The sequence below is a fragment of the Kordiimonas sp. genome (genome assembly GCF_965216265.1).
Classification (GTDB): Bacteria; Pseudomonadota; Alphaproteobacteria; order Sphingomonadales; family Kordiimonadaceae; genus Kordiimonas.
The window spans coordinates 495,001-517,053 of the sequence record NZ_OZ244153.1 but is presented as its reverse complement, the minus strand read 5'-3'; the positions used below and the strand labels follow the sequence as shown (position 1 = coordinate 517,053).

General features: G+C 55.3%; 24 protein-coding genes (1 of these 24 only partly in view). 15 read left to right on the top strand and 9 right to left on the bottom strand.

What is annotated here, in order from left to right; genetic code table 11:
* Window positions 1–77: 77 nt before the first annotated feature.
* The 12 genes from ACOOGA_RS02380 (at window position 78) to ACOOGA_RS02325 (ending at window position 14,447) form a co-directional block, all read left to right on the top strand.
* The gene (locus ACOOGA_RS02380) at window positions 78–641 is read left to right on the top strand and encodes a GNAT family N-acetyltransferase (protein WP_417460113.1); all 564 of its coding nucleotides are present in this window, start codon (window positions 78–80) and stop codon (window positions 639–641) included.
* A 389-nt stretch (window positions 642–1,030) separates the two neighbouring features.
* Window positions 1,031–2,584: a 2-isopropylmalate synthase gene (locus ACOOGA_RS02375; protein ID WP_417460112.1), complete on the top strand. Its 1,554-nt coding sequence runs from the start codon at window positions 1,031–1,033 to the stop codon at window positions 2,582–2,584.
* 125 nt (window positions 2,585–2,709) lie between these two features.
* The gene (locus ACOOGA_RS02370) at window positions 2,710–3,429 is read left to right on the top strand and encodes a CPBP family intramembrane glutamic endopeptidase (RefSeq protein WP_417460111.1); all 720 of its coding nucleotides are present in this window, start codon (window positions 2,710–2,712) and stop codon (window positions 3,427–3,429) included.
* Between the two features lie 71 nt (window positions 3,430–3,500).
* On the top strand, window positions 3,501–4,445 hold the full coding sequence (locus ACOOGA_RS02365; RefSeq protein ID WP_417460110.1) for a pirin family protein: 945 nt from the start codon (window positions 3,501–3,503) through the stop codon (window positions 4,443–4,445).
* 210 nt (window positions 4,446–4,655) lie between these two features.
* Complete coding sequence (locus ACOOGA_RS02360) at window positions 4,656–5,690, top strand: rod shape-determining protein (RefSeq protein ID WP_417460109.1); 1,035 nt, start codon at window positions 4,656–4,658, stop codon at window positions 5,688–5,690.
* 103 nt (window positions 5,691–5,793) lie between these two features.
* Window positions 5,794–6,654: a rod shape-determining protein MreC gene (gene mreC / locus ACOOGA_RS02355; RefSeq protein ID WP_417460108.1), complete on the top strand. Its 861-nt coding sequence runs from the start codon at window positions 5,794–5,796 to the stop codon at window positions 6,652–6,654.
* Window positions 6,651–7,157: a rod shape-determining protein MreD gene (gene mreD, locus ACOOGA_RS02350; RefSeq protein WP_417460107.1), complete on the top strand. Its 507-nt coding sequence runs from the start codon at window positions 6,651–6,653 to the stop codon at window positions 7,155–7,157. The genes mreC and mreD overlap by 4 nt, the downstream gene beginning before the upstream one ends.
* A gap of 3 nt (window positions 7,158–7,160) precedes the next feature.
* Window positions 7,161–9,005 carry a penicillin-binding protein 2 gene (gene mrdA / locus ACOOGA_RS02345; protein ID WP_417460106.1) on the top strand — a complete coding sequence of 615 codons (1,845 nt, stop codon included), beginning with the start codon at window positions 7,161–7,163 and terminating at the stop codon, window positions 9,003–9,005.
* Complete coding sequence (gene rodA, locus ACOOGA_RS02340) at window positions 9,005–10,159, top strand: rod shape-determining protein RodA (RefSeq protein WP_417460105.1); 1,155 nt, start codon at window positions 9,005–9,007, stop codon at window positions 10,157–10,159. Before mrdA ends, rodA begins: the two co-directional genes overlap by 1 nt.
* A 90-nt stretch (window positions 10,160–10,249) precedes the next feature.
* Window positions 10,250–11,560: an amidohydrolase gene (locus ACOOGA_RS02335; protein WP_417460104.1), complete on the top strand. Its 1,311-nt coding sequence runs from the start codon at window positions 10,250–10,252 to the stop codon at window positions 11,558–11,560.
* A gap of 141 nt (window positions 11,561–11,701) precedes the next feature.
* Window positions 11,702–12,181 (top strand): transcriptional repressor, encoded by a 480-nt coding sequence (locus ACOOGA_RS02330; RefSeq protein ID WP_420429430.1) that lies wholly within the window; start codon window positions 11,702–11,704, stop codon window positions 12,179–12,181.
* A gap of 85 nt (window positions 12,182–12,266) precedes the next feature.
* Window positions 12,267–14,447, top strand: a complete 2,181-nt coding sequence (locus ACOOGA_RS02325; protein ID WP_417460102.1) for a tetratricopeptide repeat protein — start codon at window positions 12,267–12,269, stop codon at window positions 14,445–14,447.
* 4 nt (window positions 14,448–14,451) lie between these two features.
* On the opposite strand, the gene msrA is transcribed toward ACOOGA_RS02325, so the two are convergent.
* Entirely contained in the window at window positions 14,452–14,922 is a 471-nt protein-coding gene (msrA, locus tag ACOOGA_RS02320; protein ID WP_417460101.1) for a peptide-methionine (S)-S-oxide reductase MsrA, read from the bottom strand.
* Between the two features lie 117 nt (window positions 14,923–15,039).
* Here msrA and ACOOGA_RS02315 point away from each other — a divergent pair, with 117 nt between their 5' ends.
* Window positions 15,040–15,399 carry a hypothetical protein gene (locus ACOOGA_RS02315; RefSeq protein WP_417460100.1) on the top strand — a complete coding sequence of 120 codons (360 nt, stop codon included), beginning with the start codon at window positions 15,040–15,042 and terminating at the stop codon, window positions 15,397–15,399.
* A gap of 20 nt (window positions 15,400–15,419) precedes the next feature.
* Here the strand turns inward: ACOOGA_RS02315 and ACOOGA_RS02310 are convergent, their stop codons facing one another.
* From ACOOGA_RS02310 to ACOOGA_RS02295, 4 genes are read right to left on the bottom strand one after another with little or no spacing between them, the layout of a single operon-like run.
* Entirely contained in the window at window positions 15,420–15,791 is a 372-nt protein-coding gene (locus ACOOGA_RS02310; RefSeq protein WP_417460099.1) for an acyl-CoA thioesterase, read from the bottom strand.
* Entirely contained in the window at window positions 15,788–16,951 is a 1,164-nt protein-coding gene (locus ACOOGA_RS02305; RefSeq protein WP_417460098.1) for a mechanosensitive ion channel family protein, read from the bottom strand. The genes ACOOGA_RS02310 and ACOOGA_RS02305 overlap by 4 nt, the downstream gene beginning before the upstream one ends.
* 21 nt (window positions 16,952–16,972) lie before the next feature.
* Window positions 16,973–17,230, bottom strand: coding sequence for a hypothetical protein (locus tag ACOOGA_RS02300; protein ID WP_417460097.1), 258 nt, complete (start codon window positions 17,228–17,230; stop codon window positions 16,973–16,975).
* Window positions 17,231–17,260: 30 nt separating this feature from the next.
* Window positions 17,261–18,040, bottom strand: a complete 780-nt coding sequence (locus ACOOGA_RS02295; protein WP_417460096.1) for a DUF1499 domain-containing protein — start codon at window positions 18,038–18,040, stop codon at window positions 17,261–17,263.
* Between the two features lie 242 nt (window positions 18,041–18,282).
* Between ACOOGA_RS02295 and ACOOGA_RS02290 the strand changes: the two genes are divergently transcribed.
* Window positions 18,283–18,711 (top strand): CBS domain-containing protein, encoded by a 429-nt coding sequence (locus tag ACOOGA_RS02290; protein WP_417460095.1) that lies wholly within the window; start codon window positions 18,283–18,285, stop codon window positions 18,709–18,711.
* Window positions 18,712–18,719: 8 nt separating this feature from the next.
* Here the strand turns inward: ACOOGA_RS02290 and ACOOGA_RS02285 are convergent, their stop codons facing one another.
* From ACOOGA_RS02285 to ACOOGA_RS02270, 4 genes are all read right to left on the bottom strand, one after another.
* Window positions 18,720–19,922 carry a TIGR04063 family PEP-CTERM/XrtA system glycosyltransferase gene (locus tag ACOOGA_RS02285; RefSeq protein ID WP_417460094.1) on the bottom strand — a complete coding sequence of 401 codons (1,203 nt, stop codon included), beginning with the start codon at window positions 19,920–19,922 and terminating at the stop codon, window positions 18,720–18,722.
* A gap of 11 nt (window positions 19,923–19,933) precedes the next feature.
* A complete protein-coding gene (locus ACOOGA_RS02280; protein WP_417460093.1) occupies window positions 19,934–20,956 on the bottom strand; it encodes a patatin-like phospholipase family protein in 1,023 nt (340 codons plus the stop codon).
* A gap of 92 nt (window positions 20,957–21,048) precedes the next feature.
* On the bottom strand, window positions 21,049–21,255 hold the full coding sequence (locus ACOOGA_RS02275; RefSeq protein WP_417460092.1) for a helix-turn-helix domain-containing protein: 207 nt from the start codon (window positions 21,253–21,255) through the stop codon (window positions 21,049–21,051).
* A 15-nt stretch (window positions 21,256–21,270) separates the two neighbouring features.
* Complete coding sequence (locus ACOOGA_RS02270; protein ID WP_417460091.1) at window positions 21,271–21,834, bottom strand: hypothetical protein; 564 nt, start codon at window positions 21,832–21,834, stop codon at window positions 21,271–21,273.
* 94 nt (window positions 21,835–21,928) lie between these two features.
* On the opposite strand from ACOOGA_RS02270, the gene ACOOGA_RS02265 reads away from it, so the two are divergent.
* Window positions 21,929–22,053 carry the 5' end (the start) of a hypothetical protein gene (locus tag ACOOGA_RS02265; protein ID WP_417460090.1) on the top strand. It continues 568 nt past the right edge of the window, so 125 of the gene's 693 nt are visible here — the first part of the coding sequence; it begins with the start codon at window positions 21,929–21,931; its stop codon lies beyond the right edge, outside the window.

Genomic DNA, 22,053 nt, shown 5'->3' with positions numbered 1-22,053 from the left:
AGGCTTACGGGCGATCCCTTTGGTGGGGTCGCCCCTTTTTTATTGGCTGAACAGATTGTTACGCCTAAGGTGCTGCTATGACTGAGATTTTGCCCATAGAGACCGAGCGTTTGATCATCCGCGCATTTCGTGTTGACGATGCGACAGCATTTCATGGCTGGCGGAATGACGCCGAGGTAGCGCGGCTCACGCTGTGGGACTATCCGTACCCGATGGAGCACGCGGTGGCCTTCTGCCGCAGGATGGCCATCACTACACCATTCCCTGAGGGCGAATATTATCAGCTGATGATTGAAGAGAAGGCGAGCGGGCAGGCGGTTGGTGATATCGGCATTGGTAGTGGCTTACCAACAAAAGGCGCCATTCGTATCGGCTACAGCCTGAGCACGGGCGCACAAGGCAAGGGTTATATGACCGAAGCGCTGGAAGCCCTGTTGCCCGCCCTTATTGAGCCGTTGAGGCTTGAGCGGTTCACCGCCGATATTGATGCGCGCAACCCGGCCTCAGGTCGTGTGCTCGAGCGTCTTGGTTTCAAGGCGGGCCCAGTGCATGAGAAGCGCACCTTCGTGAAAGGCGAGTGGTGTGACGAGATTGACTATGAAGTCAGCGCAGAAGGGCTGTTGGCTGCGGTTTCAAAGTGATTGCGGGTCGATTTCAAGTTAGTTTCACTTGTGACTTTTTGTAATAAAATTTCTCAAACTTCCGCCTTGCGAAAAGAAAATAATCTGCTAATCCTTGGTTCTTGATAGAAACACAAAGGAATTGGCGGCGGATGAGGCCAAATCAGCCCTATAAACCAAGAGCAAAAGCGGTTGCACGCACCTTGCGGGCAACGGATATTTTGCATGCACGGTTTGTGGCGCTTGGGGCCGGTACGCTATTCCTTGCTCTTCTACTATTTTCGGCAGGCCGACTTACCGGCCCTTGAGCATCGCGGCAGACGGCGCATTGGCGCACCGATGCTTAAGGGTAATGCCACTGATTTCATATTTTCATCAGATTTGTACCATTAGAAATTGGGAAGACCGCCATGTCACACAGTGAAAAAAACCGTGTGCGAATATTTGACACAACTTTGCGCGACGGTGAGCAATCGCCCGGCGCGTCCATGACGCTGGACGAAAAGCTCCAGATCGCAAGTGTACTGGAATCCATGCGGGTAGACGTGATTGAGGCAGGTTTTGCCATCGCGTCAAACGGGGATTTTGAGTGTGTTAACAAAATTGCGCAGCGGGTTAAAAACTCGACCGTTTGTTCGCTGGCGCGTGCTGCCCTCGGTGATATCGACCGGGCCGCAGAAGCGTTAAAACCCGCGAAATCCGGCCGTATTCACACCTTTATCGCCACTAGCCCCCTGCATATGAAATATAAGCTGCAGATGGAGCCTGAAGCGGTGATCGAGGCGATCCATAAATCGGTGAGCCATGCACGCGGCCTTATCGATGATGTGGAATGGTCGGCCGAAGACGCAACGCGCACCGAGATTGATTTCCTCTGCCGTGCGGTGGAAACCGCGATCAAGGCCGGGGCCACCACCATCAACCTGCCGGACACGGTGGGGTATGCCACGCCGGAGGAATATGCCCAGATGTTCCGCACCGTGATCGAGCGGGTGCCGGACGCGGACAAAGCCATTTTCTCCACCCATTGTCATAACGACCTTGGCCTTGCGGTTGCCAACTCGCTTGCGGGTGTTATGGGCGGCGCACGGCAAATTGAATGCACCATCAACGGTATTGGTGAGCGTGCTGGTAACGCCGCGATGGAAGAGGTGGTGATGGCGCTTCGAACGCGCGGTGACGTGATGCCGTATCACACCCGTATCGTGACCGAAGAAATCATGCGCGCGTCCCGCCTCGTTTCCACCGTGACCGGTTTTACCGTGCAGAACAACAAGGCCATTGTGGGTGCCAACGCCTTTGCGCATGAAAGTGGCATCCATCAGGACGGTATGCTCAAAAACGCTGAAACCTATGAGATCATGACCCCGGAATCGGTGGGTGTGACCAAATCACTCCTGACCATGGGTAAACACTCCGGCCGTCACGCGTTCGCCGACAAGCTCAAGGACCTTGGTTACGAGCTTGGTGATAACGCTTTTCAGGAATGTTTCCGTCGCTTCAAGGAGTTGGGGGACCGCAAGAAAAATATCTATGACGAAGATATTGTCGCCCTTGTGGATGACGAGGTGGCCACGTGGTCAAACCGCTATCAGGTCACCGCGCTCAATACCTATTCTTCGTCAAGTGGGGAAGCGGTTGCCAACCTCACCATGGAAATTGATGGTGAGAAATGCAAAACCGTTACTTATGGCTCAGGCCCCGTGGATGCCGCGTTTAACGCGATCAAGGATCTGATCGACATCGAGCCACACCTGCAGCTTTTCCAGGTGCATGCGGTAACACAAGGCACCGACGCGCAGGCGGAATGCACCGTGCGCTTGGAGGAAGGTGGCCGCACGGTGAACGGGCAAGGCGCACATGAAGACACGGTCACGGCTGCTGCGCGGGCTTATGTGTCTGCGGTAAACAAGCTTATCGTCAAGCGTGAGAAAAAGGCACCGGGCCCCGTTGCTGCGCAGTAGCGTGCATTGGGTTTGATGACAGGGAAGCGGCTTTCGGGCCGCTTTTTTGTTGCGCACCATTTTCCAAATGCTTGTTTTGCCTGAGAAAACTCCCTATTTGAAAAGGACACAAATGGGCGAAGTATATGGGCAGATTATCAGACTGGAGAGACAGTGCCGAGCGCGCAGATAGCCGCTTGTTGATGGCCATTGTGCTGATGGTTGCGATCATGGCAACCCAGCTTATTAGCTCCCTTTTCTTCGGCTTTGCCTTTGGTGCTTTCGCGGGCACATCTATCATGCCGCTGGTGTTGGCCTTTGCGGCACTTACGAGCTACGCGGTTGTGCTCAGCCTGGTCTGGCGAAACCTGAGGGCCGATGAGGGTATTAGCCTTGCGGACATTGGCTTAAGAGCGGGGCGCTTCTCCTGGCCGCTGACGCTTGGCCTCGCGGTTATCATTTACCTCACCTGCAGCATGATCGTTGGTGTCTATGTACAGGTAACGGGCTATGTGAACGAGCAACAGGTTGCAGCTTGGGTGAGTGAGAGCCAGGGCATGAGCCCCATTGTGGTGGGCCTGTTAGTACTCGCCATCGTGGTGATTGGCCCTGCGGTTGAGGAACTGGTTTTTCGCGGTTACCTGCAAACAGCGCTTGCAGAAAAAATACCACCATGGGCGGCCGTGGTTATCAGCTCACTGGTGTTCGGTGCCTTTCATATGGAGCTGGGCGCTTTCCCACTTCTTGTGATGGTGGGTGCCGCATTTGGGGCTGTGTATCAGATAACAGGCACGTTATGGCCTGCGATCCTCATGCATATGGTTAGTAATGGCCTCGCGATTATCCAAATTTTCAATGGTGAGTAGGCTACTGGTTTTGGTGCGGCCTGTTTCAGTGTAAACTTCCACCAACGGCAAACAGCACGAAAGGGACGGCAATGAGCAGACTGGCAGATCAGGAACCTGAATGCAGAAGTGAAGGCTGCCCGGACGCGGTTGATGCAGTGATCATCCCGCGCACCAGCGATATTGGCGGCTTTACCGTTGAGCGTGCTTTGCCGTCGCGCAAAAAGCGTATGATCGGGCCCTTTGTGTTCTGGGACCAGATGGGGCCGGGTGAGTTTCTCGCAGGCGACGGCATTGATGTCAGGCCCCATCCGCACATTGGTCTCTCCACCGTCACTTACCTGTTTGACGGCACGATGGACCACCGGGATTCGCTTGGCACCCATATGACCATCAAGCCCGGTGATATGAATCTGATGACAGCGGGCAGCGGCATTGTGCATTCCGAACGCACTGGCGCTGAGGATCGCGAGCGCACATCCCGGCTGTATGGCATCCAAAGCTGGCTGGCGTTGCCTAAAATTCATGAGGAAGGCGAGGCTGCTTTCAAGCATTTCGGTGCAGACGACCTGCCCACGCTGGATGCAGAGGGACTTGAGGTGCAGATGATCATGGGGGAGGCCTTTGGCCTTCAGTCACCGGTGGAGGTGCCGTGGAACACGCTATACGCCAATGTGCGCATGGCGGCAGGCGCGGTGCTGCCGCTACCCCGCGAGACGGAAGAACGAGCTATCTACATCGTCAGCGGCAGTGTGAGCCTTTGCGGAGCCGAATATGGCGCGGGTCAGATGATCAGCCTGCGCTCCGGCACAGATGTGGCTGTGCGGGCGGAAGCAGACACCCACCTGATGCTGTTGGGCGGTGCTGTGATGGATGGCCCCAGATATATCTGGTGGAACTTTGTGGGCTCCCGGATTGACCAGATCCGGGATGCGGCTGAGCGTTGGCAGGCAGGCGAGTTTGCCAAGGTGCCGGGGGATGACAAGGAGTTTATCCCACTGCCGGATATCGGCACGCTTGACCGCGTAAAGGCTTGAGGGTTGAGGTATGTAAAACACTGAAAATCGTTAAAGTTTTAGTAGTTAGGGTGCCTACACCCCGTAAATTCGCCTCATTCGCCGGTAAATTACAAAATATAGTGCGAACGGCGCGCTTGGCCCTTGTGTCCGGGCAATATCTGGCCCATAACCGCATAAACGGGAGGGCCAATACTGGCCCCAAGAGCAATAGAAAATTAAGAGGGTTAAATGCTATCCAAGCTGCTCGGCATGTTTTCATCTGACATGGCTATCGACCTCGGCACGGCAAACACACTCGTGTATGTAAAAGGCCGCGGCATTGTGCTGAACGAACCGTCCGTTGTTGCAATTAAAAGCGAACACGGGCGCGACCGCGTACTAGCGGTGGGCGACGAGGCGAAACTGATGCTTGGGCGTACCCCAAGCGGCATTCAGGCCATTCGCCCGCTCAGGGACGGTGTGATCGCTGATTTCCACGTTGCCGAGCAGATGATCAAACATTTTATCCAAAAGGTTCATAACCGCTCGTTTGCGAGTCCGCAGGTTGTTGTGTGTGTGCCCTCCGGCTCTACGGCAGTGGAGCGGAAAGCCATTCAGGAATCTGCTGAGCAGGCTGGTGCCCGCAAAGTGTATCTGATTGACGAGCCGATGGCTGCCGCGATTGGTGCTGGTTTGCCGGTAACCGAGCCACAGGGTTCCATGGTTGTTGATATTGGTGGTGGTACCACCGAGGTAGCCGTGCTTTCGCTCTCCGGCATCGTGTTCGCAACCAGCGTTCGCGTAGGCGGCGACAAGATGGACGAAGCGCTGATCGGTTACATCCGCCGTAACCATAACCTTCTCATCGGTGAAGCCACGGCTGAACGGATCAAGAAGGAAATTGGCACAGCACTTGTGCCGGAAGACGGCGTTGGCAACACCATGATCATCAAAGGCCGGGACCTGATGAACGGCGTGCCGAAAGAGCTGGAAATTAACCAGCTTCAGGTAGCTGAAGCCCTTTCTGAGCCTGTGAGCCAGATTGTGGAAGGCGTGAAGGTTGCGCTTGAGCAGACTGCACCCGAACTTGCAGCCGATATTGTTGACCTTGGCGTTGTGCTCACGGGTGGTGGTGCGCTTCTCAAGGATCTGGATACTGTGATCCGCCGCGCGACGGGCTTGCCTGTCACCATCGCGGAAGAGCCGCTGACTTGTGTGGCGCTGGGTACAGGCCGCGCACTCGAAGACCCGGCACTTCGTATGGTACTCATGGAAAACTACTGATCGGTATTATGCGTACCACACGGCTTTAAGACAAATAGGGCGATAAGCGCACACACGCGTTTGAGGAGGTTGACCGCTGGTCCCGACAATGCATTCAGGAGGCTTGGCATCTAGCCCTCGCCTGCGCAGAGGCGGGCGGGGCCGTGAGGTCTTATGGCTTTATCTCTTTATTGCTGTCGCCCTTTTGGTGCTTGAAGGTGTTGGGCAAGGGCTCCCACGCCAGATACGTGCTTATGCAAACGATGTAGTCTCTCCCGTTTTACGGCTGCTTGAACAGCCTATCCGTGCCGTGCAGGCCGGGCTTGAGCGTATCGCTGGTGTTTCCGACATCTATCTTGAAAATGAAACGTTACGGGACGAGAACGACCGCCTGCGCCAGTGGCGTGAAGCGGCCATGCAGCTCAGCCGTGAGAATGAACGCCTGCGCCTGATGCTCAAGGTTCCGGGTCGGGAAGTGCCGCCTGCGGCAACTGCCCGTGTGATCGGTGTTGGTGGTGGCGCGTTTGAGCGTAGTGTGCTGATAAGCGCGGGCGCGAGCGATAACGTGCGGCGCAACCTGCCGGTGGTGGATGAAAGCGGCGTGATTGGCCGCACCATTCAGGTTGGCCGCTGGACCAGCCGCGTGCTGCTGGTAACTGACCTCAACAGCCGTGTGCCTGTACGGCTTGAACGCACAGGTGACCTGGCCATTGCTGAAGGCCAGAACGAACCGTTCCTGTTGCTGCGTTTTCTGCCTGAGGAAGTAACCGTGCGTGTTGGGGACAGGCTTTTGACCTCCGGCCACGGTGGAGCGTTCCCGCCAGACCTGCCGGTCGCACGCGTCAGCGATGTGTCGGGTGATCTTATCCGGCTTGAGCCGCTTGGTATCCTCGGGAAACTGGATTATGTACGGGTGCTGGATTACCGCGCCGTACCGGTAGATGATGTAATAGAAGTACCCGCGGATGGGGAGGGCGAACAATGAACGCGCGCCGCCCAGTTATCACCTCGTTTGGCTTTGCGGGACTTTCCCCGGTAATCAGCACCTTTGTGTTGGCGATGCTCATGCTGCTGCCCATCGGTACAGGCGCGGCGAATGTTGCGATGCCACATCTGGTGATGATTGCAGTGTTCTACTGGCTGTCATCCCGCCCGCTTCTGATGCCATATGGCGCGTGCGCGGTGCTTGGTTTTATGCTTGACCTTTGGCTTGATGTACCGCTTGGGCTCAATATGGTGCTTCTGTTGCTCACACGACTTTTTGTGCTCAACCAGCTCAAACATTTTAAGGGTCGTAACCGAATTGTGCACTGGGCTGTCTTTACGGTGCTGAGCCTTGGGTTGTATATTCTTTCCTGGCTCCTTGTTTCTGCGGTGTATGGTGCGTTCTGGCCATTACAGCCGATCATGTTGCAATGGGCCGTAACGGCATTTTCCTATGCGCCCGTGGCTTTTGTGCTGGGGCGCCTGCGTAGAGCGATCCTTTAAGGTATGGCAAGAGAAGGTCTTCGGTATCAGACATTTTCACGACGGGCTTTCCTGCTTGCAGGCGGGCAGGGGCTTGCCATGGTCGCGCTTGGTGGCCGGCTTTATTATCTCTCCATCGTTGAGGGGGAAAAATACAAGCTGCGTGCGGAACGTAACCGGGTTGCCATTCGCCTGATCACACCCGAGCGCGGTGAAATTCTTGACAGGTATAATCGCAAACTCGCGACTAACAGGCAGGATTTCCGGGTTTTCCTGATCCCCGAGCAGGCGGACGAGATTGCGCACACACTGACGAAAATTGGCCATATTGTTAAGCTGGACGAACGGCGACTGTCGCGCCTTGAACGCCAGATAAAAAAACAGCGGAAGTTTGTGCCTGTAACCGTGGCGCAGGGGCTTGATTGGCGCACGTTTGCACGGGTGAATGTGGCGGTGCCTGACCTGCCGGGTGTGGTAACAGATGCAGGCCGCTCGCGTTATTATCCAAACGGGCATGAGATCGCTCACCTGGTGGGGTATACCGCCAGCCCGAACGAGGAAGATGTAGCGCTGAACCCGCTTTACCAGTTGCCGGGTTTCAAGGTTGGCAGGCAAGGGCTTGAGCGTCGCTATGAAGACAGGCTGCGCGGGTCCGCGGGTACACGGCGGGTTGAGGTTAACTCGGTGGGTCGTGAAATTCGTGAGTTGCCGCCTCGGCAGGATGCGTCCGCGGGGAATAACCTGAAGCTCACCATTGACCTTGAGTTGCAGAAATATGTGATTAACCAGCTTGGTGAAGAAGCTGCTGGTGTTGTGGCTATTGATATCAAAACCGGTGAGCTGCTTGCGATGGCGTCGGCTCCCACCTATGACCCGAACGAGTTTACACGTGGCATCAGCAACGAAAACTGGCAAGCGCTTCTGAAAGACCCGCGCAAGCCGCTCTTGAACAAGTGCGTAACGGGGCAATATCCACCCGGATCAACCATCAAGCCCGTTGTCGCGCTGGCGGCCCTTGAGCAGGGCATCGTGAAGCCTGAGACTGAATATTACTGCAATGGGGCACACCGGCTGGGTAACCATACCTTCAACTGCTGGAAACGTGGTGGGCACGGCAAACAGGACCTTCTGGGCGCCATAGCCAATAGTTGCGACGTATATTTTTATAAGGTCGCGCAAGAGATGGACGTCGACCATATCGCGGATATGGCCTCGCGTTTTGGCCTTGGTGAACTTTACGATCTGGGTATTGATGGTGAGAGAGCGGGCCTTGTGCCGGACAAAGCCTGGAAACGGGCGGTGCTGAACGAGCCGTGGCACACGGGCGAAACGCTGAATGTCTCCATTGGGCAGGGCGCTATGTTGGCAACACCGCTGCAGCTTGCTGTGATGACAGCGCGGGTGGCGTCTGGCAGGCGCATATATCCAACCCTTGTGTCGATGCCGGGGGAAGAAGAGTTCAGGGCCGAAAGTTTTGGTGCCATGGAAGTGAACCCACTGCATATGCGCCTCGCGCGGCGCGGCATGGAGATGGTTACGGAGGTGGGCGGCACAGCGCACGATTACCGCAGGCCAAAAAGCGCGATGAAGATTGCGGGTAAATCCGGCACCGCGCAGGTGCGGCGAATAACAAAAGAAGAACGCGTTGAAGGTGTGATCGATAACGCAGACCTGCCATGGAATATGCGGGATCATGCTCTTTTCATTGCTTATGGCCCGGTTGAAGATCCAGAGATTGCTGTTTCTGTTCTGGTGCAGCACGGTGGCGGTGGTTCCAAGGTTGCGGCACCGATTGCGCGCGCCGTGCTCGACAAAGCCATTGAGATGCGCCGTGCTCTCGAGCCGGTAGCGGAAGAGAAGAAAACCTGATGGGGACAGCACGCATGTTTGGCCCGCGCAGGGTCCGCAAAAATATCTTCCAGCGCCTTGCTGAGCTGAACTGGAGCATTGTATTCCTCAATATGCTGATCGCCGGTGCCGGTTTTGCCATGCTTTATTCCGTGGCGGGCGGCGCGTGGGAGCCTTGGGCTTCCACCCAGGCCACACGTTTTGGCGGTGCTTTTGTGTTGATGCTCGTGATCGCGACGGTAGATATTCGCTACTGGATGGCGCTTGCCTACCCCGCGTGGTTTCTTGGTATTGCGCTTTTGCTTGCGGTAGAGGTCGTTGGCTCAACAGGCATGGGCGGGCAGCGCTGGCTTGATATCGGCATAATGCGTATCCAGCCGTCCGAACTAACGAAAATCGCGGTGGTGATGTCGCTCGCGCGGTATTTCCATGGCCGGAACTATGACCAGAGCCGAAGCCTGCGCTCGCTTCTCACACCCGCGGTCCTGATCATGGTGCCCGTGGCGCTTGTGGTACGGCAGCCAGATCTTGGCACAGGCTTGATGATTGTGGCGGGTGGCGGTGCTATCCTCTTCCTCGCGGGCTTGCCTGCGTGGCTTTTTGTGGGGGCATTTATTGCGATCGCTGCCGCAATCCCGGTTGGGTGGCAGTTCATGCGTGACTATCAGCGCGACAGGGTCCTCACCTTCCTCAATCCGGAAGCCGACCCGTTAGGTGCAGGTTATCAGATCACACAGTCGAAAATTGCGCTGGGCTCAGGCGGGCTTACCGGCAAGGGCTTTCTGGAAGGCACGCAAAGCCAGCTTAATTTCCTGCCGGAGATGAAAACCGACTTTATCTTCACCGTGCTTGCGGAAGAGTTTGGCCTGATTGGTGCTGTCAGTGTGCTTGCGCTCTATATGATCGTGCTGGTTTACGGCATGCTCATTGGTATCGGGTGCAGAAGTCAGTTTGGGCGGTTGCTGGCCAGTGGCTTGGCGATGACGCTTTTCCTTTATGTGCTGATCAATGTGGCCATGGTGATGGGATTGATGCCGGTGGTGGGCGTGCCGCTCCCCATGATCTCATATGGTGGTTCGGCTATGCTCACATGGATGATTGCGTATGGGCTTATCCTCTCGGTCGCCATCCACAGGGACGTATCCCTTGCGCCAAAGGGCAGCGGGCTGGCCTAGGTTGCGCATGGGCTGCATATGCGGCCTATCTTGGCTTGATCACACGCGATATCACGCTATTCTCCCTCTTAACTATAAAGAGGGGTTCTTATGAAAAAGTTGATTACAGGTGCTGCGCTTGCAGCGCTTATGTCTGGTGCGTCTTTTGCCGCTGATTTGCGGGATGATGTAGCGGCGGATTATAGCTATCTGGAAAGTCTCTATATCCATCTGCACCAAAACCCGGAACTGTCCACACAGGAAGAGAAAACCGCAAAGCGGGTTGCTGAGGAGCTGAAGGCTGTTGGCTATGACGTGACCACGAACTTTGGCGGGCACGGCGTTGTGGCGGTGATGAAAAACGGCGAAGGACCAACGGTTCTGGTACGCGCTGATATGGACGGGTTGCCAGTGAAAGAGCAGACCGGCCTTGAGTATGCGAGCGAGGTGATGGCGACCGATGACGACGGCACTGTTGTGCCAGTAATGCATGCCTGTGGGCATGATATGCACATGACCAGCATGATCGGCACCGCGCGGCGCCTTGCCGCCCTGCGTGACACATGGTCTGGCACCGTTGTTATGGTTGGCCAGCCAGCGGAAGAGCGCACAATGGGCGCTGAAGCCATGATCAAGGAAGGGCTTTTTGAGCGTTTCCCGCGTCCTGACTATAACCTTGCGCTGCATGTATCGCCCGCGATCCGTGCTGGTGATATCGGTATCGTATCGGGCTATGCACTTGCGAATGTGGATTCGGCCGACATCGCCATCAAGGGCATTGGTGGCCATGGGGCTTACCCTCACACCACAAAAGACCCTGTCGTGCTGGCATCCTATATCGTTGCATCGCTGCAAACGCTGGTGGCACGCGAAACGTCACCGCTCGAATCCGGTGTTGTGACGGTGGGGTCCATTCACGCGGGCACCAAACACAATATTATTTCAGACAATGCGCATCTGCAGATCACAATCCGGTCCTATGCAGATGACGTGCGGCAGAACCTGAAAGATGGTGTTGTGCGTATCGCGCGCGGGCAGGCAATCGCCTTTGGTTTGCCGGAAGATAAAATGCCGGAAGTGACTTTCTCTGAAGGCACGCCGTCTACCTATAACGACCCGGAGCTGACAGCAACGCTGCAGGCTGCGCTGACGGAGAAGATGGGGGCTGAGCATGTTTATGAGGCAGACCCGGTGATGGCGGCGGAGGATTTCTCCCTCTTTGGTCGCACAGATCCAAAAATTCCAAGCGTGATGTTGTGGCTTGGCGCAACCAAAGCTGAGGCAGTGGAAGCTTCAAAAAATGGCGGCGCGGCGCTACCGAGCTTGCATTCTCCGCTTTTTGGGCCAGACAGGGAGCCGACAATCAAAGGCGGTGTTGAGGCGATGACAACAGCAGCGTTGTCGCTTCTGGCGAAGAAATAGAACAACAGCTGGGGCTGGGGCGCATGTTCCAGCCTCATCTCTGGCTATTACTATGGCCAATACTCTGCCCACGGGGCTGGAAACGTTAGCGGATAACGTTTACTATCGCTGAAATAACGGTAACACGCTGAAGGAAGACAAGTGGGCCATAAACATTCACACGATCATAGTGTTTGCATCGAAACTGCCTTGGCGGAGGCAGAACGCTTGTGCGCGGAGCGTGGCTCACGCTTTACCGACCTGCGCCGTCGTATCCTGAAGATGATCTGGCAAGGCCATAAGGCAGTGAAAGCCTATGACCTGCTTGACCAATTGGCGACCGAGGGTGGCTCTGCCAAGCCACCAACCGTATACCGTGCGCTTGATTTCCTGATGGATGAGGGTCTTGTGCACAAGATCGAATCGCTCAACGCCTACATTGGTTGCCCGCATCCGGGGGACAATCATGTCAGCCAGTTCCTGATTTGTGACAAATGTGAAACCGTGCGTGAGGTAACAACCTCTGCCCTCAAAGAGGCTGTTTTATCTGCAGCGCAGGAGGCGAATTTCTCTATACGTCGCCAGACGCTTGAGCTGCACGGGGTTTGTGCCAATTGCAAGCAGGGGCGCGAAGCCGCTTAATCACCTTTTGAGTGCTGGGGCTGTGGCTGCCGGGCTTCAAAATTTTCTAGTCTTTTCCTGAAGGCCCCTTTAAAGGGCATGCCTTATGGCTGAACTTGCAGATATATTTGAGACCGCGCGCGAATTTTCCGAGCTTGCGCTTCATCAGCTTTCAAGCGGCGAGCTTGATGGGGCTGAGAAGACCATGCGCGCGGTGCTCCGCTTTGCGCCCACTCATGCCCCTGCGTGGCGGCTGTTGGGCGACATCCTGTCTGCAAGCCCCGGGCGGCGGGGCGAAGCCTCAAAAGCTTATGCCCGGGCGCTGGAGTTGGACCCTCGCGACACAGCGGCTGAAGGCGGCCAGTTCAGGCTTAGCGCGAGGGAGACCGCAGCACCGTATGAACGCCATATCGAGCGTGAGATGTTATTGCCGCATATGGCACCTGCTGATGGCAAGGAAGTCGCCATAGCAGATGCACGCGCGGCAGAATCAGCAGAAAACTGGCGTGGTGCAAAACGCGCGTGGGAGCGTGTGCTTGAGATTGACCCAAGCGATACCTGGGCGTGGGCTCAGCTTGGGCACCTTCTGAGCGTCAACCTGCATGACTATGAAGGGGCTGAAAAAGCGTTCCGTACAGCGCTCGAAGAAGACCCGACTGATGACTGGGCGTGGGGCAAGCTTGGTATCATGCTCGCTGATTTCCTTGGTAAGGTAGAAGAAGGGCAGGCCATGCTGCGCCATGCCATCAGCCTTGAGCCGGGTGAGTGTTATTATCACGGCTGGCTTGGCTGGTCCCTCTATCGCCAGAGCGAAGATTTTGAAGCCGCAGAAAAGGTGCTTGAGCAAGCTGTCAGGCTTTGGCCCGAATATCAGTGGGCCTATTTTCACCTCGGGTTTGTGCGCTACGCGATGGAAACCAAGCCGCGCGCGGCAGAGAAAGCTTTCATAGCTGCACTTGCGTTGGACCCCGACGACATCCCGACCCTCTATAATCTGGCCTGCCTTTATGATGAGCAGCTCGGGAACCCCAAAAAGGCACTGAAGTATTTTGCGGACGTGATTGAGCGTAACCATGCTGACGCCGCGAGTTTCAAGCGGCAGGCGATCCTGTACCACGAACATTTTGATGATGTGGAACAAGCGGCATTTCACTACGCGCGGGCTGTTGAGCGTGACCCGCTGGACGCCGATCTCAGGGTTCGTTTTGCGTGGTTGATGTGGGAGCGAATGGCGCGCACCGATGACGCGATTGCACACCTGGAGAAAGCGATCGAGCTGACGCCGGATGACCCCTGGGCTTTAACCCATATGGCGCAGGCGCAGTATCACGGCCGCAGCGATATGGACGAGGGCAAACGGTACCTAAAGCAAGCGCTGAGTGTGGATGACAGTTTTGACTGGGCCCATGTGCTCTTGGGCTCACTGTTGTTTGACGAAGGCGAAGACCTGCCCTTGGCCGAGCATCACCTGCGTGAAGCCATCAAACTGAACCCTTCGCAAAGCTTTGCATGGTCGCGGCTTGGTCGCTTGCTGTTGGCGACTGAGGAAGATACGCAAAGCGCATGGAATGCTCTCTTGCGGGCGGTTGAGCTTGCACCCGGCAATATGGACGCGGCGGCTGATCTGGTGTGGATGGGGCTTTACCGCCTGTTTCGCCCGGACCTGGTGGCACAGTACGCTGACCAGATTATTGCAAGTGATGACGCTGGCGCATTTGCGCTGGCCCTTGCGGCGCTCGTGAAACGTCAGCTTGGTCTTGAGACTGGTGATGTGATTGATGTTTTACGCCGCGCGATTGAGCTGGACGCTGAGGATCATTTTGTCTGGCACACCTATGGTGAGGTGCTGCTTTATGATCTGGCTGATGTGGAACCTGCAGAAGAGGCGCTCCTGCGCGCGCAAACCCTCGCGAACGACTGCAGCACGCTGGACTGCGACATCGCGCTTGTACGCTACGTTCAAGGCCGTGTTGACGGTGCGCGGGCGCATTTTGAGCGGGCGCTCGAGCTTGATAGCGAAGTGAGCCTCGCCTGGCGGGCTTATGGCTGTTATCTGGCCTTTAGTGGTGGCGATGAGGCATTGACTGAGGAAGCGTTTGAACGCGCCGTTGAGCTTGAGCCGAAAAACTTTGAACCCTGGGCCGTTTATGCACTCTATCTGGCTGAGCAAGTTGGCCGCGAGGATGATGCGCGCATTGCCATGGAAAAGGCCCTCGAGATTGCTCCCTCGGGCCTTGATGTAGAAGATTGGGCGCGACGTTTTTACCGACCACTCGCGCTTGGGTAAGCCTTTATATGTGGCAGCTGGACATGCCACGTTTCAACAAATACTGCTGGTGATATTCTTCTGCGGGCCAAAAGGTCTGTACAGGTTCAATAAGAGTAACGATCTCACGTTTGAAACGACCTGATGCTGTCAGTTCTTCTTTTTTGCGCTGTGCAGCTTCCTTTTGTGCGTCATCTTCATAAAACACAACGGAGCGATACTGGGTGCCAACATCGGGGCCCTGACGGTTCAGCTCTGTCGGGTTGTGGTTATCAAAAAAGATGTCCACCAGCGTGTCAAAGTCCAAGCGGGCAGGGTCGTATTCTACCTGCACAACTTCAGCATGGCCTGTCTTGTCGGTGCATACTTCCTGGTAGGTAGGGTTGTCCTTTGCCCCGCCCATATAGCCAACAGCCGTGTTGAGCACGCCTTCTGTTGTGCGGAAAGTTTCTTCAACTCCCCAAAAACAGCCAGCACCAAATGTTGCGATTGCCATGATCTTGTCTCTTTTATGCTTAGAGTTACACACAAACCGTATTGGGTGCGAATATGTGGTTGCACCGTGCACTTGTCGAGGGGCAATATGGTAAAAATCACGTGTTGGAGGTTGGGTGTGACAAGATTTTTAAAAGCAGCTGCGGCTTCGGTACTGTTTATGGCAAGCGGTGCCGCGCTCGCGCAGCAGAGTGAAATTCCGGCGGATCTGCTGGCGCTCGATTTCCAGCGTTGCATGAAAGACTGTGAACCTGGCTTTGGTAAAGAGACCTGTACACCGCTTTGCAATTGCACTGTGGATGAATTCAAGAAACAGCTGGATTTCAGTAAATATCTTGACCTGTCGGCAGAGCTTTCACGTGGTGAGCTTTCTGCCAGCAACCGCTCATTGCTGGATGGTATCGCAAACTATTGCGCATCCCAGCTTGAGAAGAGCGGTGTGAAAGTGGGGAGCGGGGACGCTACCCAAAGCAATTGAGGTTCTAACCCCTGATAGGCTCAGTCTTTAATGGGGCGGGGGCGGCCATCTTTATTAATGGCAACAAAGATGTAACGAGCTTCCGTCACTTGATGGAGGCTGCGTTCCAGCCCGCGCTCGGCAAAAACCTCGATTTTCACAGTGATGGAGGTACGGCCAACCTTTTCGATATCCGTATAGATGCTGATCACATCACCAAGCTCAATCGGGCGATGAAACTTCATGCCTTCAATCGCGACTGTAGCCACAGCACCCTGCGCAAGCCTGCTGGCGGCATCTGCACCGGCAAGGTCCATCTGTGAAAGCACCCAACCACCAAAGATGTTGCCGTTTACGTTAAGGTCAGACGGCTGCGGGATGGTGCGGATGGTGGCGCGGCGATGTTCGCTCATGCTTCGGTCTTTCCGGTGGTTTCTGAAATGGTGTTGTGGATAGGGGCAATTTCTATATCGCCCGGCATGGCCTCAAGATACAGAGAGCGACTTGGGAAAGCAAAGCCTGTTCCGGCATTTTCGACAATACGTTTTATCTCAAGCAGAAGCTTTTCCTTAATCTCCAGCCATTCCAGCCAATTTGTGGTGCGGGTGAAACAATAGAGCAGAACATCGATTGAGCTGCCGCTGAAGGCGTCAATACGTACGAAGGTCGCGGTTTCCTCCGGCTGCACAAAATCCTCGTTCTCAAGCAGGTATTTTTCAATGCCGTCACGAACTTCCTGAAGCTGGGTAGATGTGGAGCGATACTCAAGCCCGATCACCCATTTGATTCGGCGAAATGTCATACGGGAGAAGTTAGTGACAGCCTGGTCAGACAGTTTGGCGTTGGGTACAAAAACCGGGGCTTTGTCAAAACGGCGCACAGTGGTAGTGCGAAAACCAATCTGTTCAACAGTGCCTTCAACCACACCGTCTACCAAAATCCAGTCACCTGGGTGGAAGCGGCGTTCACCAATAACAAAAAGCCCGGAGATCAGGTTTTTAAACAGGTCTTGCGCGCCAAGGGCAACCGCAACACCAAATAGGCCGAGGCCAGCAATCAGTGGCCCGACTTCAATACCCCATATCTCCAGAATAGCAGCGGCGCCAATAAGCGCAAAAGCGATGCGGATGGCTTTTGATAGCCAGATGATCATGGCTTCGGTGAGGAAGCGGTCCGCACGTTGCAGTAGTTGCCCTACTGGTCCAGACGCGCGGTAAAGTGCCCAGAAGATCACGAAAGCGATAAGGGAACGATTGAGCTTTGACGCGAGTGCCGCGCTCTCCGGATCCAGCTCCAGATAGGCTGTCGCGAAAAAGATGCCAAGAACAACGGGAATGAAGCGGACAGGCCCTTCCACAGCGGCAACGATCGAATCGTCCACGCTCGTGTTGGTGCGTTTGGCCCAGGCCACAAGCCGGTTCAGCATGAAGCGTGTCATCAGGTTGCGAAGTATGAGGAACAGGATGAAGATGCCGACAGCAACAACGATCTGGCCAACATCGATGCCAAGCAGGCCGTTCTTCCAGACATCCTTTACAAGGCTTAAAAATTCTTCCCAGTCTTCAAACTTCACGCTGTGCACCTGCTTTGTTGTTTACTGCTCTTTATCTGTATCGTCGTCATGGCGATAGAGATGATGGACCTGCTCGTCATGGCCATGCTTGTTACTGAAAAACAAGAGCGCCATCAGCCCAAATCCAATAACCAAGGTGAAAAAGAGACCAATGACCATGGCAGTGACACCATGCCCGGAAAGCGTGACGCCTTCAATCTTGCCAAAAACATATAGTGCCCAATAGGCTACAAGACCAAGGGCAACAAATGCTGCCAAAAAGGTGATGATGTTTTTCATGCTGACTTCCTAACGGATTAACTGCACTCGTTAACTGCGTTGGGCGTCAAGTGCGTCGCGAATCTCTCTGATCAACTCGGCATTTGCGCCCATATTGGGCGTACCGAGCCTTGAGACAGCTCTAATGTCAAGAATTGCCGATGCGGCGTTTCCGCGCACGCGGCAGGATATGATGCCGTCAAAACCGAACCAGATGGTGTGATAACGTGCCTCAATATGGCCTGTGTTGGTGTTTGAGGCGACTATATCTAAGCCCTTGTCAGCCAGAATGCCAGCGAGGTCCTGGGTGGCTTCCTCAACCGTGCCGGAAAGCGTGATGGGCAGCAGATCGCCATAGGCCCGCTTGTGCTGGGCCTGATATGTTGTGGCGTTGAGCGAGAATCCGTCCTCTGTCGGTGCTGATAGCGTAATGAACGAAGGGGGGGCTTCTAGATTTGTGCTGACATCATAAAGCGCGCCGGTAATTTCGATCCGTGTTTCCAGGGTCCAGACGACATACCCCAACGCCGCCACGATAATGGCCGCAACAACGCCGCGCCAGCTAGTTCGCACCCGTGGGCTGGTTTGACCATGGATGATGCCGGCCACGGTGAACCCCGCAGCCACCAGCACAAGCCGGGTTGCGACATGCAGTATCTTGTTCCGCATCTCCATGTCAGACGGGTCAAGAAGATCGGGGCCAAGGAATTCCAGCTGATAGGCAGGGCCCGCAACGATGAGAGCGAGGCCTGCGAGGCAAACGGTAAGAAAGCCAAGCGTCGAGAAAATCGACGGTCGCCGTTCGCCCTTCTTAAAAAATATCCGTGACATGCGTTATACGTTCCCCCGTACTCGTGCTTTGTCCGCTGCCCTTTTGAAATTGCCCCGGTACGTTGTAACGCAACGAACAAGCGAGGGGAAGGGGGCCAAGCTATAGTTTTTGAAGGATAATCCCCGGTCTTGGTGCGCTTGTCTTTGCTTCATGCGTCAAAAAAAGGCATACTATGATCAGTGTTTTGAGCCCAACCGCAAGCCACGGCGCGGGTCGCTGCGCCCTTTAAGAGGAGACGCGTATGAATGTCGGTAGAATTCTGGACCAGAAAGGCAGCGACGTCATCGCACAGGAGGCCGGATGCACGGTTCTTGAGGTTGCCAAACTTCTCGGTGAGCGCCGCATCGGTGCGGTACCTGTTACCAAAGGTGGAAAGCTGGTTGGCATTATCTCAGAGCGGGATGTGATGCGCGGTCTTGCCATTCGCGGTGGTGGTGTACTCGCTGACGACATTTCCACATTGATGACCAAATCGGTTTTCACGTGTTCACGCGACGATACGGTAGGGCACCTTATGGCGATGATGACGGAACGGCGTATCCGTCATGTTCCGGTGCTTGAGAAGGGTGAGCTTGTTGGCATGATCTCGATTGGTGACGTTGTGAAGGAACGCATGCAGGAAACCGAGCAGGAAGCCGCTGCGCTCAAAGATTATATTGCCAGCGCCTAGGCGGGCATTCAGTCGCGCGCGAGTAGTTGGTTGTATATGCCCTCATAATGGGCGACGCTCGCGTGCCAGTTACGCACATTCTCAACATAATGCCGCCCAGCCTCATGGTATGCGAGCCAGCTTTCGCGCTCTCCCATCAGCTGTGAACAGACGTTAACAAGGTCGTCTTGATCATCAGCTTTGAAAAGTCGCCCGGTTTTGCCGTCTTCAATAAGCTCGCGGTGACCGCCAATGTCGGATGCCAGCACCAGCTTTTTGAGCGCCATGGCCTCCAGTGGTTTAAGGGGCGTAACCGTTTCTGTCAGGCGCATGGAATGGCGCGGATACACCATAATATCGGCAACACTATAATACCGGCGCACGTCCTCATGTGGCACGCGACCGGTGAAGATCACATCCTTTTCCAGCCCCAGTTCCTTGACGGCCGCGCGCATGCGGTCTTCGGCCGGGCCACCTCCCACCAGCAAAAGTGCCGCGTCGGGCCTGCGCGCTTTCAGCGCAGGGAAGGCTTTGATAAGGAAGGCAAGCCCTTCATATCCGTAAAAGGAGCCAATAAAACCAAGCACGGTTTTGTCGGCCAGGCCAAGGCTGGCCTTAAGCGGCTCGTCACAGGCCTCAATGGGCGGGAAATTGTCTACATTTACCGCATTGGGGATGATGGTAACCTTATCTGCTGCCACGCCGCGGCCAATAATATCCTGCCTCAGGCCATCGCATATTGTGGTGACATGGTCGGCGCGCTTTATCGCACGTGTCTCAAGTGCGCGGCTAAGCCGGTATCGCAGGCTGCCTTCCTTGGTGGTGCCGTGGTCTACGGCGGCATCCTCCCAAAACGCGCGAATCTCGTACACTACAGGGCGATTGCCTGCCGCAGCTTTCGCCGGGAAGAAATTGAGAACCGGTGAATGCGCATGCAAGATGTCCGGGTTTATTTCTCGCACAAGGTCCCGCAGGTGGGTGGTTGTGATTCTGGTTTCAAGCCATTCCCTGAGCCCAGCAGGAGCCCATGACTTTGGCCCATGGTTTGGGGTGCGATAAATTTGCCAGTCACCAATTTCTTCTTGCGTCTCATCTCCGGCGCCATGGCGAGGTGTGGTCACCAGCACAGGTTCCCAACCCCTGGCGCGCTGCTCCGCCACAATAGACATGGTACGAAACACATAGCCGCTTTGTTTCGGCAGTGAATGGTCAAGGACGTGCAGTATGCGCATGAGCCGTGTTCCTAATGGTTGATTCTGTGGCTGATGATGGCGAGTGCGTCTTTGATCTGGGGCAGGGCGAGGTCAAACGCGGCAGTCCCTTCGTCAATCAGCTCAGAAGCACGGTGAAACTCCATCAAGCCGATATGGCCTACCCTCGGGCTGATGGAAACATCCGGTGGGTCACCGGCCAGGCGGGAACGGGATAGCCGGTTCTGCATGATGTTAAGGCTGGCCATGAGGTTGGCGAACAGGCTGGGTGCGTCCTTCTTGTGGCCGAATATTTTGCGAAACACGGATGACTTTTGGGTGTTGACAAGCATGGCTGCGCGGTCGTCTGTGTCCGCGAACACGCCATAGTCATCGCTTCTAAGCGCGCCATCAGCTTGCGCGCGTCTGCGGCCGTAAAGGTCCTCCGCCAAATTAACGGCAATAACAATTTCGCAGCCTGCTGCCCGGCACACGGAAACGGGCACGGGGTTTACAAGTGCACCGTCTACCAGCCAGCGGCCATCAAGCTTTCTGGGCTCAAAAATACCGGGTATAGCGAAGCTCGCGCGAATAGCATCTGACATATCGCCGCTATCGAGCCATATCTCGTGGCCGCTCTTCAGTTCGCAGGCCACAGCGGTAAACGGTGTTTTAAGGTCAGAGAAAGCCACATTGCCAAAACGGTCGTCCATCAGGCGGTTCAGCTTGTCGCTACCAAAAAGCCCGCCGCCAAGGCGTAGGTCCAGCAGGCGAAAGAAATTATACTCCCTCAGGCCGCGCGCCCACTCTTCGATTTCATCCAGACTGTCGCTCGCATAAGCGCCGCCAACAACCGCACCGATGGAGGTGCCGGCGACCATATCAACGGGGATGCCTTCTTCACGCAGACGCCGGAGCACGCCAATATGGGACCAGCCCCGCGCCACACCCGCTCCAAGCGCCAGGCCAATCTTTGGCCGCCGGGCCGCAGGCTTGTTGCTTTCAGGTGCAGAGCTGTTTTCTGCGGCGGGTGTTTCAGGTGCGCGTTTTTTATCGCCTTTTAGAAGTCCAAGCATATTACAGAGGTCGTCCTTGAAAATGAATGTGCTCAACTTGCTGCATTATGGCCCGTGTGTGCAAGGGGCAAGCAGCATTACGCATGTTGAAGTTACTCTTTTTCAAAACCAAGGATATCGCCCGGTTGGCATTCCAGATAGTCACAGATGGCTTCAAGGGTCGAGAAGCGCACCCCCTTCACCTTGCCTGACTTAAGCAGGCTTAAGTTGGCTTCGGTGATGCCCACATGCGCGGCGAGATCCTTCGACTTCACCTTGCGTTCAGCAAGGACCACATCAAGTCTTACTGTAATTGGCATGGTCGCGGCCCCTGTTCAGACAATCTCATTAAGCTCTTCGCGCTGCTCACGGCCCACCCGCATCATATGCGCGATGGCAAGCGCCATAAGAGCGGGAATTAGTCCCAGAAGGTCATCACTTCTGATCGATAGCATGAGCACACGCTCCCCCGACGCATTGCTTGACGTCAGCACAATCACGAGCAGGGTCTGGCTGATCCAGTTAGCGAACGCATGCCACAATAGAAGCTTGCCTGCGCGGATGCAGTAACGCTCAGACGAGGCATCAAACCAGTTGCCCGATTCTGCGGACCGTATAAGCGGCAACAGAGCACAAAGGGCGGTCGTGAACAAAAGTCCAGGGATAAGAGTAATAAGAAAACCGAGGATGCGTTGCCACCAAACCAGACCTTCAAAGCCGCCAAACCGTTCTACAAGGACGTTTGTGTTCAGGTAGCTGTAGCTGTTGGGGTCCAGCCACATCCATAAAATAGGCGCAATTACCACGATGATTGACACATAGATCAACCACCTGAGCGCAACGAGGCTTGGGATTCTTGGGTGTTTGGCAAATTCGGGGTATTCGGGGATTTTCGGCATCGGAAATCTCTTGTGGCAATTTCTAAAATTATTGTTTTACAGAAATTAATTATCTGATAATGATATCGCGACCGCAACGAGAAGGAAAGCAAAGATGAAAGGAAGGGTGTCGAACTATATTGTCGTCCTGTCTTTCGTCCTGTCGGTCATCATCGTCACAGTGTCTGGTTTTGCGGATGCAGCAGCCACCGAGGGCGATAGCGAGGAACAGGCGAGCCA

Excerpts from the sequence above, each read along its gene's own strand:
- ACOOGA_RS02325 (WP_417460102.1), top strand. The coding sequence starts at position 12,267 with ATGGCTGAACTTGCAGATATATTTGAGACCGCGCGCGAATTTTCCGAG.
- ACOOGA_RS02275 (WP_417460092.1), bottom strand. The coding sequence starts at position 21,255 with ATGCCAATTACAGTAAGACTTGATGTGGTCCTTGCTGAACGCAAGGTG.
- ACOOGA_RS02310 (WP_417460099.1), bottom strand. The coding sequence starts at position 15,791 with ATGAGCGAACATCGCCGCGCCACCATCCGCACCATCCCGCAGCCGTCT.
- ACOOGA_RS02290 (WP_417460095.1), top strand. The coding sequence starts at position 18,283 with ATGAATGTCGGTAGAATTCTGGACCAGAAAGGCAGCGACGTCATCGCA.
- ACOOGA_RS02295 (WP_417460096.1), bottom strand. The coding sequence starts at position 18,040 with ATGTCACGGATATTTTTTAAGAAGGGCGAACGGCGACCGTCGATTTTC.
- ACOOGA_RS02285 (WP_417460094.1), bottom strand. The coding sequence starts at position 19,922 with ATGCGCATACTGCACGTCCTTGACCATTCACTGCCGAAACAAAGCGGC.
- rodA (WP_417460105.1), top strand. The coding sequence starts at position 9,005 with ATGGGGACAGCACGCATGTTTGGCCCGCGCAGGGTCCGCAAAAATATC.
- mreD (WP_417460107.1), top strand. The coding sequence starts at position 6,651 with ATGAACGCGCGCCGCCCAGTTATCACCTCGTTTGGCTTTGCGGGACTT.
- ACOOGA_RS02380 (WP_417460113.1), top strand. The coding sequence starts at position 78 with ATGACTGAGATTTTGCCCATAGAGACCGAGCGTTTGATCATCCGCGCA.
- ACOOGA_RS02280 (WP_417460093.1), bottom strand. The coding sequence starts at position 20,956 with ATGCTTGGACTTCTAAAAGGCGATAAAAAACGCGCACCTGAAACACCC.
- ACOOGA_RS02300 (WP_417460097.1), bottom strand. The coding sequence starts at position 17,230 with ATGAAAAACATCATCACCTTTTTGGCAGCATTTGTTGCCCTTGGTCTT.
- ACOOGA_RS02335 (WP_417460104.1), top strand. The coding sequence starts at position 10,250 with ATGAAAAAGTTGATTACAGGTGCTGCGCTTGCAGCGCTTATGTCTGGT.
- mrdA (WP_417460106.1), top strand. The coding sequence starts at position 7,161 with ATGGCAAGAGAAGGTCTTCGGTATCAGACATTTTCACGACGGGCTTTC.
- msrA (WP_417460101.1), bottom strand. The coding sequence starts at position 14,922 with ATGGCAATCGCAACATTTGGTGCTGGCTGTTTTTGGGGAGTTGAAGAA.
- ACOOGA_RS02360 (WP_417460109.1), top strand. The coding sequence starts at position 4,656 with ATGCTATCCAAGCTGCTCGGCATGTTTTCATCTGACATGGCTATCGAC.
- ACOOGA_RS02365 (WP_417460110.1), top strand. The coding sequence starts at position 3,501 with ATGAGCAGACTGGCAGATCAGGAACCTGAATGCAGAAGTGAAGGCTGC.
- ACOOGA_RS02270 (WP_417460091.1), bottom strand. The coding sequence starts at position 21,834 with ATGCCGAAAATCCCCGAATACCCCGAATTTGCCAAACACCCAAGAATC.
- ACOOGA_RS02370 (WP_417460111.1), top strand. The coding sequence starts at position 2,710 with ATGGGCAGATTATCAGACTGGAGAGACAGTGCCGAGCGCGCAGATAGC.
- ACOOGA_RS02375 (WP_417460112.1), top strand. The coding sequence starts at position 1,031 with ATGTCACACAGTGAAAAAAACCGTGTGCGAATATTTGACACAACTTTG.